At 76.1% G+C, this 15,658-nt stretch carries 12 protein-coding genes; 5 read left to right on the top strand and 7 right to left on the bottom strand.

Translation table 11 applies throughout. From position 1 onward, the window contains the following. Window positions 1-13 precede the first annotated feature (13 nt). Window positions 14-955, top strand: a complete 942-nt coding sequence (locus ACWEQL_RS09900) for a Vgb family protein (RefSeq protein WP_452149693.1) — start codon at window positions 14-16, stop codon at window positions 953-955. Window positions 956-984: 29 nt separating this feature from the next. Further along, window positions 985-1,362: a hypothetical protein gene (locus ACWEQL_RS09895; RefSeq protein WP_452149692.1), complete on the top strand. Its 378-nt coding sequence runs from the start codon at window positions 985-987 to the stop codon at window positions 1,360-1,362. Here ACWEQL_RS09895 and ACWEQL_RS09890 read toward each other — a convergent pair. The 6 genes from ACWEQL_RS09890 to ACWEQL_RS09865 form a co-directional block, all read right to left on the bottom strand. Then, entirely contained in the window at window positions 1,342-1,947 is a 606-nt protein-coding gene (locus tag ACWEQL_RS09890; protein ID WP_452149691.1) for a GAF domain-containing protein, read from the bottom strand. The genes ACWEQL_RS09895 and ACWEQL_RS09890 overlap by 21 nt on opposite strands. After that, window positions 1,944-2,972 carry a S8 family peptidase gene (locus ACWEQL_RS09885; RefSeq protein WP_452149690.1) on the bottom strand — a complete coding sequence of 343 codons (1,029 nt, stop codon included), beginning with the start codon at window positions 2,970-2,972 and terminating at the stop codon, window positions 1,944-1,946. Before ACWEQL_RS09885 ends, ACWEQL_RS09890 begins: the two co-directional genes overlap by 4 nt. Then, entirely contained in the window at window positions 2,969-6,463 is a 3,495-nt protein-coding gene (locus tag ACWEQL_RS09880; protein ID WP_452149689.1) for an adenylate/guanylate cyclase domain-containing protein, read from the bottom strand. Before ACWEQL_RS09880 ends, ACWEQL_RS09885 begins: the two co-directional genes overlap by 4 nt. 37 nt (window positions 6,464-6,500) lie before the next feature. Then, window positions 6,501-6,701 (bottom strand): aroma-sacti cluster domain-containing protein, encoded by a 201-nt coding sequence (locus ACWEQL_RS09875; RefSeq protein ID WP_452149688.1) that lies wholly within the window; start codon window positions 6,699-6,701, stop codon window positions 6,501-6,503. Beyond that, complete coding sequence (locus ACWEQL_RS09870) at window positions 6,701-7,495, bottom strand: iron-containing redox enzyme family protein (RefSeq protein WP_452149718.1); 795 nt, start codon at window positions 7,493-7,495, stop codon at window positions 6,701-6,703. Before ACWEQL_RS09870 ends, ACWEQL_RS09875 begins: the two co-directional genes overlap by 1 nt. 176 nt (window positions 7,496-7,671) lie before the next feature. Further along, complete coding sequence (locus tag ACWEQL_RS09865; protein WP_452149687.1) at window positions 7,672-8,757, bottom strand: radical SAM protein; 1,086 nt, start codon at window positions 8,755-8,757, stop codon at window positions 7,672-7,674. A gap of 516 nt (window positions 8,758-9,273) precedes the next feature. On the opposite strand from ACWEQL_RS09865, the gene ACWEQL_RS09860 reads away from it, so the two are divergent. The 3 genes from ACWEQL_RS09860 (at window position 9,274) to lanKC (ending at window position 13,814) form a co-directional block, all read left to right on the top strand. Next, window positions 9,274-9,444, top strand: a complete 171-nt coding sequence (locus ACWEQL_RS09860) for a hypothetical protein (protein WP_452149686.1) — start codon at window positions 9,274-9,276, stop codon at window positions 9,442-9,444. Between the two features lie 340 nt (window positions 9,445-9,784). After that, window positions 9,785-11,035: an MFS transporter gene (locus ACWEQL_RS09855; RefSeq protein WP_452149685.1), complete on the top strand. Its 1,251-nt coding sequence runs from the start codon at window positions 9,785-9,787 to the stop codon at window positions 11,033-11,035. A gap of 136 nt (window positions 11,036-11,171) precedes the next feature. Beyond that, a complete protein-coding gene (gene lanKC / locus ACWEQL_RS09850; protein ID WP_452149684.1) occupies window positions 11,172-13,814 on the top strand; it encodes a class III lanthionine synthetase LanKC in 2,643 nt (880 codons plus the stop codon). Here the strand turns inward: lanKC and ACWEQL_RS09845 are convergent. Beyond that, entirely contained in the window at window positions 13,775-15,628 is a 1,854-nt protein-coding gene (locus tag ACWEQL_RS09845; RefSeq protein ID WP_452149683.1) for a BTAD domain-containing putative transcriptional regulator, read from the bottom strand. The two genes, lanKC and ACWEQL_RS09845, sit on opposite strands and share 40 nt — an antisense overlap. Between the last annotated feature and the right edge of the window lie 30 nt (window positions 15,629-15,658).

Raw genomic sequence — 15,658 nt, 5'->3', positions numbered from 1 at the left:
GGGGAGACCGCGGATGACCGACGAGGGACGCAAGACCGACGACGTGCGGACGACCGACGACGTGCGGACGATCGAGGAGATCGGCGTCAGCGACGACAAGGCCGGCCCGTACGGCCTGACCGTCGGCCCGGAGGGCGCGCTCTGGTTCACCCTGGTGCACGGTGGGGCCGTCGGCCGGCTGGCGGCGGACGGGACGGTCACGACCTTCCCCTTGGACGAGGCCGCGAGCGGCCCCGCGGTGATCGTGCCGGGGCCGGACGGCGCGCTCTGGTTCACCCGGATGAAGGACCACCGGATCGGGCGCGTCACCGTGGACGGCACGGCCGTGTCCTTCCCGCTGCCGACCCCGGACGCCGGCCCCTTCGGCATCACGGCGGGCCCCGACGGCGCGCTCTGGTTCACCGAGCTGAACGCCGGCCGGATCGGCCGGATCACGGTGGACGGCGAGGTCACCGAGTACCCGCTGCCCGTCGACGGTGCGTTCCCCTCCACCATCACCGCCGGACCGGACGGCGCGCTCTGGTTCACCCTCAACCAGGCCCACGCGATCGGCCGGATCACCGTCGACGGCGAGATCACCGTCCACCCGCTGCCGACCGAGGGCGCGGCGCCGGTCGGGATCACCGCCGGCGCCGACGGAGCGCTCTGGTTCGTCGAGATCGGGGCCGGCCGGATCGGCCGGATCACGGTGGACGGCGAGGTCACCGAGTACCCGCTGCCGGACCCCGCCGCGCGCCCGCACGCCATCACCGCCGACGCCGCCGGCCGGCTCTGGTTCACCGAGTGGGGTGCCAACCGGATCGGCTCCCTCACCCCCGGCGGCGGCATCGGGCAGTACGACCTGCCGACGCCCGGCTCCGAACCGCACGGCATCGCCGTCGCCCCCGACGGCACCGTGTACGCGGCCCTGGAGACCGGCGCGCTCGCCCGGCTGGTACCCGGCCCGACGGCCTGAAGGACGGACGGCCGGAAGGCGGCCGTCTGATGCCGGGGCAGCGCCGGCGCCGGCGCAAGGCGGCGGAGGAGTGGGAGCGGCAGAAGGCCCGCGACACCGCTGCCGGGCCCTGGGAGGTGGTGTTCAGCACCCAGGACGAGGCCGAGTGGGAGGTCTTCCGGCGCCGGATGAACGCGTCCGGGTGGGAGGGCGGGGACGGCACCGAGTGGCGGATCGACGTCTGGTGCGGGCGCCTGACGAGCCCCACCACGTACGTCGCCCGGCGGCGGGCGCTGCCCGGGGCGGGGCTGCCTGACCCGGGGGGTGGCGCCCGGGAGGCTGAGGGTTCGGCGGTGGGCGGCCCGGTGGCAGGGGGCTCGGCGGCCGAGGGTTCGGCGGCCGAGGGCTCAGGGCCGGTCGCGGAGTAGCTCCTCCAGGTCGGCGATCAGGTCGAGGGCGGCGGCGCGCCGGGCCGGTCCCAGCGCGTCGGCCGTCGGGACGGCCGGAGCGCGACGGTCGGCGACCACGCGCAGGGCGGCGGCGGCCTGACGGGCGAACATGGCCAGCAGGTCCAGCTCGCCCAGGCTGGAACGGGCCTGCGGGGCCGGGTCCAGCACCTCCAGCACCCCGAGCACCCGGGTGCCGTGGATCAGCGGCGCCGCCATCAGCGCGTCCGGCACGTACGCGGTCGACTCGGCGAACGCCCGGTCGAAGGAGCGGTCGGCCGTGAGGTCGTCCACCACCATCGGCTCGCCGGAGGAGGCCACCCAGCCGGCGATGCCGCTCGCCGCCGGGAACCGCCGGCCCACCAGCGACTCCTCGCCCTGGCCCGACACCGCCTGGAACACCAGCTCGTGGGCCTGCTCGTCCAGCAGGCACACCGAGCTGGCCCGGGCGCCGAAGATCGCGCGGGCGACGTCCACCACCGACTGGAGCAGCTCACGGGCCAGCGGATCGGGCTCGCCGGGTGCGGACAGGGCTTCGGTCGTGCCGGTCTCGCTTCTACGGGTCATCGGGCCCTGCCTTCCTGGGTCTCATGAGTGCCGGGGGCTTGCGGGGCTTGCGGGTGTTCGGACGCTTCGGGGGTGGGGCCGAGCCTGACGTTGGCGGCGGAGAGGTAGAGCGCGTTCTTCAGCTGGAAGGGCGTCAGCCGCGGGTGCCGGGAGAGGATCCGCGCGCAGAGCCCGGCCACGTACGGGGTGGCGAAGCTGTTGCCGGTCGTACGGATGGTGGCGCCGCCGAGCCAGGGCACCCGGACGTTCTGGCCGGGTGCGAAGAACTCCACCGGCGGCCGCGGGTTGTAGAGGTGCAGCGCCGGGTCGTCCTCCTGGTGGCTGCCGACCGAGATGACCGAGGAGAACCGCCAAGGGAAGCTCTCCACCGGTGTGTTGTGGGCGGAGGCGACGATGGCGGTGCGCCCGAAGTAGGCGTCGTCGGCGAGCGCGTGCAGCTCCTCGACGAAGCGGGTACGGGTGGTCGAGAGACTGAGGTTGACGATGTCGAAGCCCTGGTCCACCGCCCAGCGCAGCCCCGCCAGCAGGACGTCCCCGGTGCCGGAGAAACGCTCCCCGAGCACGCGCACGCTGTACAGCTCGCAGTCCGGGGCGGTGCGGCGGACGATGCCCGCGCAGGCGGTGCCGTGGCCGCAGGAATCACCGGTGTCGGTCGGCTCGACGGAGATCCGCCGCGTCTCCGGGTCCTTGAGCACCACCCAGGAGCCCTGCACCGGGCCGACCAGCGGGTGGTCGCGCTCGACGCCGGAGTCGACCACGCAGACCCGCACCCCCCGGCCGGTGCCCTCCGGGACCGCACCCGTACGGGCGGGCGCGGGCCGCTCGTCGGCGGTCACCGTGATGTCGCCGGGGCGGCGGTCGCGCAGGCTCCAGGTGAGCAGGCGGGGTGGCGGCGACGGGGTTGCCGCTGATGGTTCGGGTGTGGTGGGTGCGGGGGTGGGTTCGGGTTCGGGGGTGGGTGCCAGCGCGGGTTCGGGTTCGGTGGGTCGGGACGGCGGGGCGGTGGCCGGGGCCTCGGTGCTCATCGGGTGGCGTCCTCTCCGTTCGCGTCGGCCGGGGCGAGTCGTTCGGCGCGGCGGACCCCGGGCAGGTGGCCCTTGGCGGCGAAACCCGCCCGGGCCACGGCGGCCTCGGTGGCGGCCTCGGCGGAACGGCCGAGCAGCAGCAGGGCGTGCGCCCGGTCGAGGGCGGCCGTGGCCCGCAGCAGCGGTGAGTCGGTCCGGGAGGCGGCCCGCACCGCCCGTTCGGCGTGGTGCAACGCCGGTGCCGCCTCGCCCCGGGCGGCGGCCACCCGGGCCCGCAGACCGTCCAGGTCGATCGCGTCGGCCGGCGACAGGGCGGGCGCGCCGCCGAGCACGGCGAGCCGGTGCGCCGCCCGTTCGGGCCGGCCGGTGTCCAGGAGCAGGCGGGAGGCGTCCAGGGTGATGCCGGTGAGCAGCCCGCCCGCGAGGCCGCCCAGGCCGCCGAGCCGGTGACCGGCCTCGGCGGCCCGGTCGAGCAGATCGAGCGCGTGCTCGGGACGGTCGGCGAGCGCGGCCACCGTGGCGCCGAAGACCGGCATGAAGACCAGTGCCTCCGCGTACCCGAGCTGCTCGGCCAGTCGCCCCGCATCGGCGAGCCGCGCCTCGGCCTCGCGGGGACGGTCCTGCAGGGCGAGCAGGACGGCCAGCGGGCAGTTGAGGGTGGCCCGGACCGCCCGCCGGCCGGTGCCGTGCTCGGCGAGCAGCGCGCGGCAGCGGGCGGTGGCGGCGGTGACCGGTTCGGGGCCGCGCCAGAGCGAGACGGCGACCGCACCGAGGGCGGCGGCCCGCTCCGGCTCGGCATCGGCGCGTACGGCGTGGGCGAGCGCACGGGTGAGCAGGCGGTCGGCCTCACCGTGCCGGCCGGCGAGCTGGTGCTGCTGGGCGAGCCGCAGGCAGGCGCGGGCCTGGCCGGTGTCGTCGCCGGCGGCCTCGAACACGGGGAGGACGGCGCGGGCGGTGCGGGCGGGCTCGTCGGGTTCGCTGTCGGTGGCGGGTGGGGTGGGTGTGGTGGGCTCGGCGGGTTCGGTGGGCTCGGGGCCGAGGGCGGCGAGGGTGAGGTGGGCGTGGGCGGTGTCCACGGGGTCGGCGGTGCCGTCGGCCTCCGCGGCGGTGGTGATGACCTGCCGCAGCAGGGCGCGACCCTCGGCGGCACGGCCCAGGGCGATCCGGACCTCGCCGAGACGTCGGAGCACCCCCGCCGCGGCCGGTTCGCCCGGGCGGTGGAGGGCGGCCGCGCGGGCCAACAGGTCGGTGGCCCACGGCAGATCGGCCCGGGCGAGGGCCTGGGCGCCGGCCCGGCCCAGGGCGTGCGCGGCGGCGATGCGCAGGTCCTCGGTGTGCCGGTCGAGCAGACCGAGCTCGACCCGGTACCGATGGGCCCGTTCGAGATGGCCGCCGACCGTGCCGTCACCGCTCGCCCGGACGCCCGGCAACTCGGCGGCGCGCTCGTGTCGTTCGGACCTGGCCCGCTTGGACATGCCCTCGTACGCGACCTCCTGGACGAGCCCGCTGCTGAAGCGGAACGGCGCCCGGGCCCGGCCCGACCGGCTGTGTTCGGTCGGGCGGCCTGGTCCGACCGGGTGGCCGGTGGCCGGGTGGCCGGCTCCGGTCGGGTGGCTGTGTTCGGCGGGGCGGTCGGGTTCGATCAGACGGCCGGGTTCGATCAGGCGGCGCCGGTTGAGGGCGGCGAGTGCGGTCGGCACCCGGTCGCGCTGCCCGGCGAGGGCGCCTCCGGGCCCGCCCTCGGGGCCGGTGCGGGCCAGTTCGGCCAGCTCGCCGGCGGTGAACTCGCGGCCCACCACGGCGGCCAGGTCCAGCGTGGTGCGCTCGGCACGGCCCAGCGCGTCGATGCGGGCGCCGAGCAACGCCTGGACCGTGGTGGGCAGTTCCTCGGCGGCCGGCCCCGGCGAACCGGCCTCGGCGGCCTCGGCGGCCTCGGCCAAGGTGGCCAGCAGCTGTTCGAGGTGAAGCGGATTGCCGCCCGCGCGGTCGAGCAGCCGCGCTGGTACGGCCCCGTGGCACGGGTCCGCGCCGTGGGCGCTCAGCTCGGTCAACTGGGCGGCCAGCATAAGGGATTCGTCCGGGGAGAGACCGAGCAGCGGCAGCGTTCGGCGGCCCGGGCGGACGGCGGGCCGGTCCGGGCGGGTGAGGCAGAGCACCAGCACCGGCGCCTGACCGAGCGAGCCGACCAGCCGGTCCAACACGTCCAGCAGCAGCGCACCGGCCCACTGGCAGTCGTCCACCACCAGCACCACCGGCCGTTCGGTGGTCGCCAGTTGGCGCAGCACCGTGAGCAGGGCGACGCAGGTGTCGTCCAGGGACGGGTTGGGGGCGCCGTCGTGGAGCAGCCCGGTGGTGAGCAGGGCCAGCGCCTCGGCCGTCTCGGTGGTGAGCAGGGCCAGCGCCTCGGCCGTCTCGGGGGCGGTCGCGGTGGGAGGTGTGGGCAGGAGGGCGCGTACGGCGTCGGCGAGCGGGGCGAGGGTGGCGTGGTCCCCGTAGGCGCGGCACCGCCCGGCGCCGTGTCGGGTGGAGCGACCGCCGCCGTGCTCCAGCCACTGGCGCACCAGCCGGGTCTTTCCGATGCCCGCCTCACCGCCCACGGTGAGCAGCTGAGCACCCTGCTCCCCGACCGCGCGGGCCAGGACGGCGTCCAGCGCGGCGAGTTCGCGGCCCCGTCCGACGAACGGCAGGTCGAAGCGGCGCAGCAGTTCCGGATCGTCCGCGCCCAGGCCGAGCAGCCGGTACGCGGTGACCGGCTCGGCCTTGCCCTTGAGTCGCAGCGGCCCGACCTCCTCGACCACCGCGGCCGCGCCGGCCGCGCGCAACGTCTGCGGACCGATCAGGATCTGCCCGGCGCCGGCGTGCTGCTCGAGTCGTGCGGCGACGTTCACGGTCTCGCCCGAGATCAGCGCCTGCCGGGTCGACGCGTCCGAACCGGCCACCACCCGGCCGGTGTTGACCCCGATCCGCACCGCCAGACGCACCCCGAGGGCGGCGTCGAGCTCGGTGTTGAGGTCCTCCAACGACTCCAGCATCGCGAGCGCCGCCGCGAGTGCCCGCCGCGCGTCGTCCTCGCGGACCACCGGCACGCCGAACACCGCCATCACGGCGTCGCCGATGAACTTCTCCAGGGTCCCGCCGTGGGACTCGATCTGGCGGTGCATCAGCTCGAAGTAGCGCAGGGTCACGCCGCGCAGGGTCTCCGGGTCGAGGGCTCCCGAGAGCGCCGTGGAACCGACCAGGTCGCAGAAGATCACCGTCACCAGCTTGCGCTCCTCGCCGGCGGGCGGGGACGCGGGTGGGTAGACGGGTGCGGGCGTGGACGGGGTGGCTGTGGCGGGGGATGTGGCAGCGGGTGCGAGAGTGGGTGCGACGGTGGCGCTGCCGCCCGGCCGGGGGGCGGGCGAAAGGCCGCTGGGGGTGCCGCAGGACGGGCAGAACCGTGCCTCGGCCGGCAGGGGCTGGGCGCAGGACGAGCAGATCGGGCAGGGCATGGCGGTGTCCTTCGGGGCGGCGTCCGTCTCGGTCCGGTCAGAAGAGCGCTCCACCGGCGATCTCGCTGTGCGCCTGCACCTCCGGCCCGGCGTCGTCCAGCCGGTGCTTGAGGTCGAGCAGCAGCTCCAGCTCTTCGGTGCTCAGCGCCCGCAGGACGTCGAGCTGGTCGTCGGTGAGGGCGTCGAGGGCGAAGCCGGCCGCACGCAACTGGGCGAGCGGGATCGTGGGTTCGGACATCACGGGCCTCCTGTCAGGACGGTCGGGCCGGTCGGGCCGGGTGGGTGTGCCGGGCCGGGTGGGCCGGTCGGGCCGAGCATGGTCGCTGGGGTGGCGGGGGCCGGCGGGCCTGCCGGGCCGGTCGCCAGGCGGGTGAACAGGCGGGTCAGCGTGGCCGTGGTGTGCAGGGCGCTGACGGCGACGGCGCTCTCATGGGCGGCGGTCAGCGGGAGGCGGTCGAGGAGCGCGTACAGGTCCCGCAGGTGGCCCTGGTCGAGCTGGGCGTGGTCGCGGACGGTGCGGAAGGCGGCGTCCGGCAGGCCGGTCGCGGCGGCCAGGGCGGGGGCGAGCCCCGGCGAGGGGGCGTGACCCTCCAGGACGGCCAGGTAGCCGAGCAGCGCCACCGGGTGGTGGTGGCGCACCCAGTAGTACTGGGCGCCGGCGAGCGCGGCGACGGCCGCGGGCGGGACCCGGGTGAGCGGTGCGGTCGGATCGGCCCCGGCGGCGGCCAGGTCGTCGAGCAGCCAGTCGTCGTGGCCGCGTTCCTCCTCGGCATGCCCGGCGAGGTAGCGGGCCAGCGGCGTTGCCACCGGATCGCCGTCGGCGGCGAGCCCCTCGCATTGGTGGGCGGCGGTGAGGAGGAGCGGGACGGAGGCCCGGATCACCGTGTGCATCGCCACGAGGTAGTCGATGTACCGGGCCGCCGGCTCGGGGGCCTGCCAGAGGGCGACGGTCGCGGCACGCAGCGCGGGGGCGGCGAGGGTGAGCTTGGCGTTCAGGCGTTGGGAAACGGTGAGGGGGGCGTGAGCGTTCACGGGGTTGGCGACGTTCACGATCGGGTCGGCGTTCACGTAGCTGTCAGCGTTCACGGTGGGGTTGGCGTTCATGGAACCACTCACGTTCACGGAATCGCTTCCGTTCACCCTCCCCGCGACGTTCGCGCAATCGGCAGCATTCACGGAATCGTGAATGCCGCCGCGACCGTCGCCGTTCACAGCGGCCGCCCGGCGGGTGCCGAGGCGGGCAGTGCGACCAGGTCGGCGTACCGGGCGCAGCCGTGGCGGCGCATCAGGGCGATCGGGCCGGCCTCGGTCTGCTGCCGGGTGGCGGTCAGTTCGAGGAGCGCGCCCGCGGGGCCGCCGCCCGTACGCTCCACGGCGTGCAGTAGTTCGGGGTGGTCACCCAGGGCGCGGCACCCTGCGCAGTACCCCTCGGGTGCGGCGACATCACCGAAGCGGTGGTACAGCTGGGCGGGCCCGATGGCGCGGAGCATCCGGAGGGCGGGGGAGGTGAGGGCCCGGCGGCGGAGTTCGGGCCAGCCGTCCTCGGCGATGTGGCCGAGGCGCAGGTGCGCGGGGGCTGGTCGGAGGTCGACGGTCCGCTGGTTGCAGCAGGCGAGGACGGTGCCGTCGAAGGCGACCGTCGGCCAGGCGGCCATCGTGCAGGGGAGCACGAGGGAGGCGTCCGGCGGGGGCAGGGCGGGGGTGGCCCAGGAGGCGGCCCGGCCGAGCGGGCGCACCTCGTTGACCAGCATCGGCACCCGGTCGGCGAACTCCCGGCGGATGTCGGCGGTGACCTCGGCCAGGTACGGGTCCGCGGGGCCGGTACCCGCGAGGTGGAAGCTGACCGCCACGCCCGCCCGGCGGATCCGGTGCAACGTCCGGAACACCGCCGCGCGCGGGACCTCGCGTTCGTGGAAGGCGTCCAGGCTGGCCGAGAAGTGGTCGACCGCCGTGACCGCGTCGAGCACGCGGTCCGGCACCCGTCCGTCGCGGGCGAAGAACATGCCGCTGAGCAGCGCGGTCCGGGTGCCGACGCGGCGGGCGGTGCGGGCGAGGCGGGCACAGAGGTCGGGGCGGAGCAACGGTTCGCCGCCGGTCAGCAGCATCACCTCGGGCCGGTCGTCCGGGGTGAACGAGTCGGCCAGGGCTTGGAGCCGTCCGGCCGGGAGCTGTTCGCCGGTCAGGTCCGAGGAGGTGGAGCAGTGCGCGCAGCTGAGCGGGCAGCGCCGGGTGAGGGTGACCAGCAGTCCGGCCGCCGGAACGGGCCGCAGTCCGATGAGTTCGGCGAGCTCCATGCGGACCGCCTCCTCCGGGCGTGATCGGACGGCGTGATCGGACGGCGTGATCGGACGGGCGTGGCCATTCGGACGTCACCGCACAGGCCTCGGCTGTACCGCGCGCGGTCATACGGCGCATGCTCGCAAGCTCACCCGACCAGCCTGTGGCCGGCCGGTTCGGGGCCGGTTCGACGGCGCCTCGGTTCCGCCCGGGCATCGGTATGTCCGCAGGTGGCGGCCGGTTCGACGGCGGGTCGTCGAGCACCGCGGCCCGCTCACCCGGGCCCCTCCGCTCGCACCGGCCGCCGCAGCCCCGGGAGTCGCGCCCGCAGGACCGTCACTGACATGTCCCGGCATGTCCCGGCTGGGCCGATACCGGTCGCATACCGGTGGTGTGCCGGTTCCGGGGCGGGCCTGCCTAGCTTCGTTGTCAGCGGCAGGCACCCGCCGGCCGCTCCGGAGCACCGGGACCGCCCGATCGGGCCGACCGGCCCGGGAGTCGGAGCGTTCGACCGCGACTGGACGGAGACCACCATGGCCGAGAACACCAAGCCCGCCGCCGGTGACGAGAACGAGGAGACCGAGACCCCCGAGGTGCAGGCCCACGCCGCCTCGGTCCTCGACCTCCAGGCGCTGAAGAACCACGTCAAGGACCTGGACGGCAGCTGCGTCAGCGTGCTGAGCGTCGTCCTCTCCGACTCCTGAGCCCTGAGCCCCGAGCCCCGAGCCCCGAGCCCTGAGCCTTGAGCCCTGAGCCTTGAGCCCTGAGGCTCGACGGAGCCCCGGCGCCCGCGGGCCCGGACCGGCCGCTCCCGCGGACCTCACCGGATCTGACCGTCCGGTGCGGTCCGCGCGGGGCGGCCGCGGCCTTCCGTAGGCCCGGCGGGGTTCGTACGGCGATGGCGACGGCGGCCCGGCGCGGGGGCGGTGGAGCAGTGCCGCCCCGGCCGCGGGCCGCCCGCGCGCGTTCGCGCGTCCGCGCCACCCCCCAGCACGTGAACGAGCACCACACCGACCAGCGCGCCCGCGCCCCCGGAGGGATCCGTTGACGGCCACCTCGCTCGGTAGCATCCGAGACTTCCGCCTGCTCTGGATCGGCGGTCTGGCCGCCTCCCTGGGCACCCAGATGTCCGCCATCGCCCTGCCGCTGCTCGTGCTGCGGCAGACCGGTTCGGCGGTGCAGGCCGGCGCGATCGGCACGGTGTCGATCGGCGCCCTGCTGGTCACCATGCTGCCCGGCGGCGTGCTGGCCGACCGGATCGAGCGGCGCCGGCTGATGCGCCTGTGCGACGTCGGCAGTCTGCTGGCGGTCGCCGCCCTGGTCGTCGCGGTGCTGAACGGCAGCGCCCCGCTGGCCCTGGTGCTGCTGGTCGCGGCCGCCGGAGCGGTGATCAACAGTTTCTACGCGCCCGCCGCCATGGGCCTGTTGCGTGCGATCGTACCGGCCGAGCTGATGGGCACCGCCTCCTCCCGGCTACAGGCCAGGAACGCGGCCGCCCGGCTGACCGGGCCGCTGATCGGCGGCGCCCTGTTCGCCTGGGACCCGGTCGTGCCCTTCGTCGCCGAGGGGATCGGCCTGCTGCTCTCCACGGTCTGCGTCGCCCTGATGCGGACCCGCTCGGCCGCCGCCAAGCGGGCCGGATCGCCGTTCAGCCGGAGCGAGTTGACCGCCGGGCTGACCTTCCTCTGGGAGTTCCCGTACCTGCGGACCGTGCTGCTGGTCTTCGGCCTGGGCATGAACTTCGCGTTCGGCGCGATGACCTTCGCCGCGCTCGCGGTCGCCTCCGACGGGGGCCGCTCGGGCATCGGCGGCGGCACCATCGTGTCGTTCACCGCCGCCGGTTCGCTGGCCGGGGCGCTGCTCGCGCCCAAGGTGAAGGCGCAGGCCCGGACCGCCCCGCTGGTCGCCGCCACCTGCTGGGCCTGCGCCGGCACCGCCGCCGTACTCGCGGTGGTCCAGCACCCGCTGCTGATCGGCGTGTTGTGCGGTGCGTGCATCTGCCTTTCCTCGGTGGCCAGCATCGGGTTCCTGTCCACCCTGCTGCTCGCCACCCCGCCGGACCGGGTCGGCCGGGTGCAGAGTTCGGCGGGCTTCCTGTCCACGCTGGTCCAGCCGTTCGGGCCGCTGGTCGGCGGTGCGCTGCTCGGCGGGTGGGGCCTGACCACCACCTTCGGCCTGCTCGGGGCCGTGTTCGCGCTGTGCGCGGCGGTGGTCAGCTGGGCGCCGTCCGCGCGGCGCGGCCCGGGTGAGGCCCCGGCGGAGGCCCGGACCGGCGAGGCCCTCCCGACCCCGTGACCCTACTGGCGGCCCGTGGCCCGACCGGTGCACCCGTGACCCCCACGACCGCACCGCCGACCGTACCGGCGACCGCACCGCCGACCGTACCGGCGACCGCACCGGCCACCCCATCGGCGACCGAAGGAGACCTGCCGTGACCGGCATCCAGGAGACCCAACTCCACTGCGTCGCCGACCCGCTGTACTACGAGACCCCTGACCGGATGGACGACCTCGCCGACCGCTACCCGCTCGACCGCGCGGCACCCCCCGACGGCTGGCGCCGCGACCGGCAGGGGCTGTGGACCTCGCTGCGCCCGGTCGACGCGCAGGTGGCCGAACAGGGCTGGAAGATCCACCTGTCCACCGTCCCCGACGGTGCCGAGCACACCCTCGCCGAGACCCTGCGGATCTGCCTCGCCCATCGGGTGCCGTTCAAGTTCCTGCGTGGCGGACGCGCTCTGCGGCTGGCCAACGCCAAGTACGCCTCGCGCGGCTCGGCCGGCAAGTTCGTCACGGTCTACCCGGCCGGCGAGGAGCAATTCCTCGCACTGCTCGACGAGTTCACCGAGGCCCTGGACGGCCGCCCGGGGCCGTACATCCTCAGCGACCTGCGGATCGGACGCGGACCGGTGCACGTGCGCTACGGCGCCTTCGTCGAGCGGTGGTGCCCCGGCGAGGACGGGCGGCCGGTGCCGGCGCTGCGCGCCCCCTCGGGCGAGCTGGTGCCGGACCGCCGCGAGCCCGCCTTCCGGCTGCCCCCGTGGGTCACCGTGCCGGACGGGCTGCGCCCGCACCTGGCCGCCCGGGCGGCGGCCCGCGACGACGACTTCCCGTACGTGGTCCGCGAGGCGCTCCAGTTCTCCGCCGCCGGTGGCATCTACCTGGCCGATCACCGTGACACCGGCGAGCGGGTGGTGCTGCGCGAGGCCCGGCCGCACAGTGGGCTCGACCCGGCCGGGACGGACGCGGTCACCCGGCTGCACCGGGAGTACCGGATGCTGCGACGGGTGGCCGGCCCGGACTGCGTGCCCCGGGTGCACGAGGTGCGCACGGTGTGGGAACACCACTTCCTGGTCGAGGAGTTCATCGAGGGCACCCCGCTGTTCGACGCGGTCGTCACCCGCTACCCGCTGGTGCGGCCGGACGGCACACGGGGCCAACTGCGCGCGTACACCGACTGGGTGGGCGGTGTGGTCGACGGGCTGGCCAAGGCGATCGGGGCGCTGCACGAACGCGGTGTGCGGTTCGGCGACCTGCACCCGGCGAACGTGGTGCTGCGGCCCGACGGTTCGCCGGTGCTGGTGGACTTCGAGTACGCGGCCGACCTCGCGGACGAGGAGGTGCCCCGGGCCGGCGCGCCCGGTATGCAGGCGCCGCCGGAGCTGGACGGGGCCGACGCGGACCGCCACATGCTCTGGGCCACCTGGCTGATGATGCTGATGCCGCTGATGGAGCTGGTCGAACGGGAGCCCGCCAAGGCGGACCGGATCGAGGCCTGGGCCCGGCGGCGGTTCGGCCTCGGGCCGGACGCCGGACCGCCGAGGCCCCGGCCGCGCGCGGCCGCCGCCCCGGAGCGCGGCGGCGAGCGGATCATCGACGAGCTGTTTGAGGGGGACGCCCCCGACTGGCCGGCGATCCGTGCCGGGCTCCTCGCCGGCCTCCACTCCGCCGCGACCCCCGGGCGGCCGGACCGGCTGTTCCCCGGGGACCCGGCCGGGGCCGCGGCCGGCGGAGTCGACGTCGCCCACGGCGCGGCCGGTGTGCTGTACGCGCTGCACCGGACGGACGCGCCGATCCCCGAAGCCTGGACGGACTGGCTGGTCGCCGCCGCCCGCCGGGCCCGACGGGCGGCCGGCGGTGGCCTCTACGACGGGCTGCCGGGCGTCGCCGTGGTCCTGGACCGGCTGGGCCGCAGGGAGGAGGCCCGTGAACTCCTGGACCGCTGCCTCGCCCTGCCCACCCCGCCCGCCGTGCCCGGACTGTCCGGCGGCCGGGCCGGTCTCGCCCTGGCCCGGCTGCGCCTGCTCGCCGAGGGAGACCCGGTGCCCGGCGAACTCCTCGACCTGGCGCGGCATTTGGACGCACTCGCCGGCGGTGATCCGGTGCCCGGCCTCTGCCCGCCGTCCGGGGCCGGTCTGGTGCACGGCTTCGCCGGCGCGGCCCTGCTGGACCTGGAGCTGTACGAACGCACGGGCGAGACCTGGCTGTTGGCCGCCGCCGGACGGGCGCTGGCGGCCGAGGCCGGGTGCTGCGTGACCATGCCGGACGGTTCGGTGCAACTGCGCGACGGCCAGCGGCACCTGCTCTACCTGGACGGCGGCAGCGGCGGCCTCGCCCTGGTCGCCCGGCGCCACCTCGCCCACCTCTCCCACCTCGCGCATGCCTCTTGTGAGGCCGGGGCCGAGCTCGCGGCCCTGTTGCCCGGGGTGCGGAGCGGCTGCGGGATGGAGTTCGTCCGCGAGCCCGGCCTGTTCCATGGGCGTGCCGGGCTGCTGGCCGCCCGGCACGCCCTGGGTGCGCCGTCGGACGGCGAGTCGTCCACGGGCCTGCCGGGCGCCGGGACGGTGGACCCCGGGACGGTGGACTCCGGGACCGTGGACCCCGAGACGGTGGAATCCGTCCGCCGGCTGGCCTGGTACCTGGTGGCCAGGGACGGGCGGCTGCTCGTCCCCGGCGCGCGCCTGCGCCGATTCTCGGCCGACCTGGCGACCGGCACGGCCGGGGTGCTGCTCGCGCTGCACTCCGTGCTGGACGCTCAACCGGTCGGACTGCTCGGGGCGTTGACACTGGAGTGAGCGTCGGCGGACCGTTCCTGGGCGTGCAGCCGGGTCAGCCGGGGCAGCGCGTACAGGGCCGAGTGCGCGGTCACCTCGCCGGACGGGGAGGTCACCGCGCCGGTGTCGGTCAGGGCCTCCAGGGCCCGCAGCGCGGCTCGCTCCGGCAGCCCGAGCGCCTCGGCGGCCTCGGGGAGGGTGAACAGGTCCGGCAACGGCAGCGCGGCGAGCCGGGCGAGGGTGCGGCGGTCCGGTTCGGCGAGGTCGCGCCAGCCGGATTCCAGCCGCGGCCGGACCGCCACGTCGCCGGCCACCAGCTCGTCCAGCGCCGCCGCCGGATCGGCGAGCCGCTGCGCGTACTCGGCGAGCGGGAGGTGGCGCAGCACGGCCAGCCGCATCCCGGCGACCCGGACGGCCAGGGGCAGCAGGCCGCAGGCCTCCACGACCCGGGTGGCGGCGGCCCGGTCGGTGCCCAGGCGTCCGGGGCCGACGATCCGGGCCAGCAGGTCCAGTGCCTCGGGTGGCGAGAACGGCGGGACGGTGAGCCGGTGCACCGGGGAGAGTCCGGCGAGCTGGCCGCGGGAGGTCACCACGGCCGCGGCGGGGCCGGTGGCGGGCAGCAGCGCGCGCACCGCGGCCTCGTCCGGGGCGTCGTCGAGGATCAGCAGCAGGCGCCGTCCGGCGAGCGAGGCGCGCCAGAGCGCGGCCGCCTGCGACGGGTCGGCCGGAGTACCGGCCCCCGCTCCGGCGCCCGGCCCGGCCCCCACCTCTCTCAGCTCGGCCAGGACCTCGGCGAGTGGGCGGGGCGTGCCGTCCTCGGCGCGCAGCCGTACCAGCAGCCGGCCGTCCGGGAAGCGGCCGGCGAGCAGCTGGGCGGCGCGCACGGCCAGCGCCGTCTTGCCGATGCCGGCCGGGCCGGCCAGGACGAGCGTACGCGGGCCGCCGTCGGTGCCCAGCGCGCCCAGCAGCTCGCGCAGTTCCTCCGCGCGGCCGGTGAAGTCGGGGGTGTCGGCGGGCAGGACGCAACGGCCGCCGGCGGGGCCGGCGGCCCGGCCCCGGGCCAGCAGCGAGCGGTAGAGGGTGGCCAGCGCGGGGCTCGGTTCCAGCCCCAACTCGCGGGCGAGCAGCTGGCGGTGGCCGTCGAAGACGGCGAGTGCCTCGGCCTGGCGGCCGCACTGGTGGAGGGCGGTCATCAGGGCCGCCTGGAGGCGTTCGCGCAGCGGGTGGAGTTCGGCGAGCTCGGTGAGCTCCTCGACCACGGCGGCGGCGTTTTCCAGTGCCAACTCGGCCTCGGCCCAGTCCTCGTGGACGCCCAGACAGCGGGACTCCAGCCGTTCGGCCTCGGCCTCGACCGCGGGGGAGCAGCGCAGCTCGGGCAGCGGCGGGCCCTGCCGGAGGTCCAGTGCCTGGCGTAACAGGGAGGCGGCGGTGGCGAGTTCACCGGCATCGGCGGCGGTGCGGCCGGCCCGGACCAGGGCGCGGAAGCGCAGGACGTCCAGCTCCGGTTCGGCGATCCGCAGCAGGTAGCCGCCCGCGTGGTGCACCAGGCGTTCGGGTCGGCCGTCCTCGCGGCCGAGCAGGGCGCGCAGGGCGCTCACGTACACCTGGAGGTTCTTGCGCGCGGTGCGGGGCGGTTCGTCGGGCCAGACGGCGTCGGTGAGCCGGTCCACCGGGACGACGGTGTTGGCTCTGCTCAACAGGACGGCCAGTACCAGGCGTTGTTTGAGCGGCCCGAGCGGCAGTGGCCGGCCGGCGGACTCGCCGGCGAGCGGGCCGAGGACGGCGAAGCGCAGGCCGGCGGGTGCGGGCCCGGACGCGGGCACGAACGCGGTCATGGGTACGGGCGCGGTGACAGGTGCGGCCAG

The organism is Kitasatospora sp. NPDC004240 (assembly GCF_053603215.1).
Note: the sequence above shows the minus strand (reverse complement) of the source record. Positions and strands in the feature narration are given on the sequence as shown.

Coding starts and splice junctions, on each gene's coding strand:
- ACWEQL_RS09875 (WP_452149688.1), bottom strand. CDS start 6,701: ATGTCCGAACCCACGATCCCGCTCGCCCAGTTGCGTGCGGCCGGCTTC.
- ACWEQL_RS09860 (WP_452149686.1), top strand. CDS start 9,274: ATGGCCGAGAACACCAAGCCCGCCGCCGGTGACGAGAACGAGGAGACC.
- ACWEQL_RS09865 (WP_452149687.1), bottom strand. CDS start 8,757: ATGGAGCTCGCCGAACTCATCGGACTGCGGCCCGTTCCGGCGGCCGGA.
- ACWEQL_RS09895 (WP_452149692.1), top strand. CDS start 985: ATGCCGGGGCAGCGCCGGCGCCGGCGCAAGGCGGCGGAGGAGTGGGAG.
- ACWEQL_RS09900 (WP_452149693.1), top strand. CDS start 14: ATGACCGACGAGGGACGCAAGACCGACGACGTGCGGACGACCGACGAC.
- ACWEQL_RS09885 (WP_452149690.1), bottom strand. CDS start 2,972: ATGAGCACCGAGGCCCCGGCCACCGCCCCGCCGTCCCGACCCACCGAA.
- ACWEQL_RS09880 (WP_452149689.1), bottom strand. CDS start 6,463: ATGCCCTGCCCGATCTGCTCGTCCTGCGCCCAGCCCCTGCCGGCCGAG.
- ACWEQL_RS09890 (WP_452149691.1), bottom strand. CDS start 1,947: ATGACCCGTAGAAGCGAGACCGGCACGACCGAAGCCCTGTCCGCACCC.
- ACWEQL_RS09845 (WP_452149683.1), bottom strand. CDS start 15,628: ATGACCGCGTTCGTGCCCGCGTCCGGGCCCGCACCCGCCGGCCTGCGC.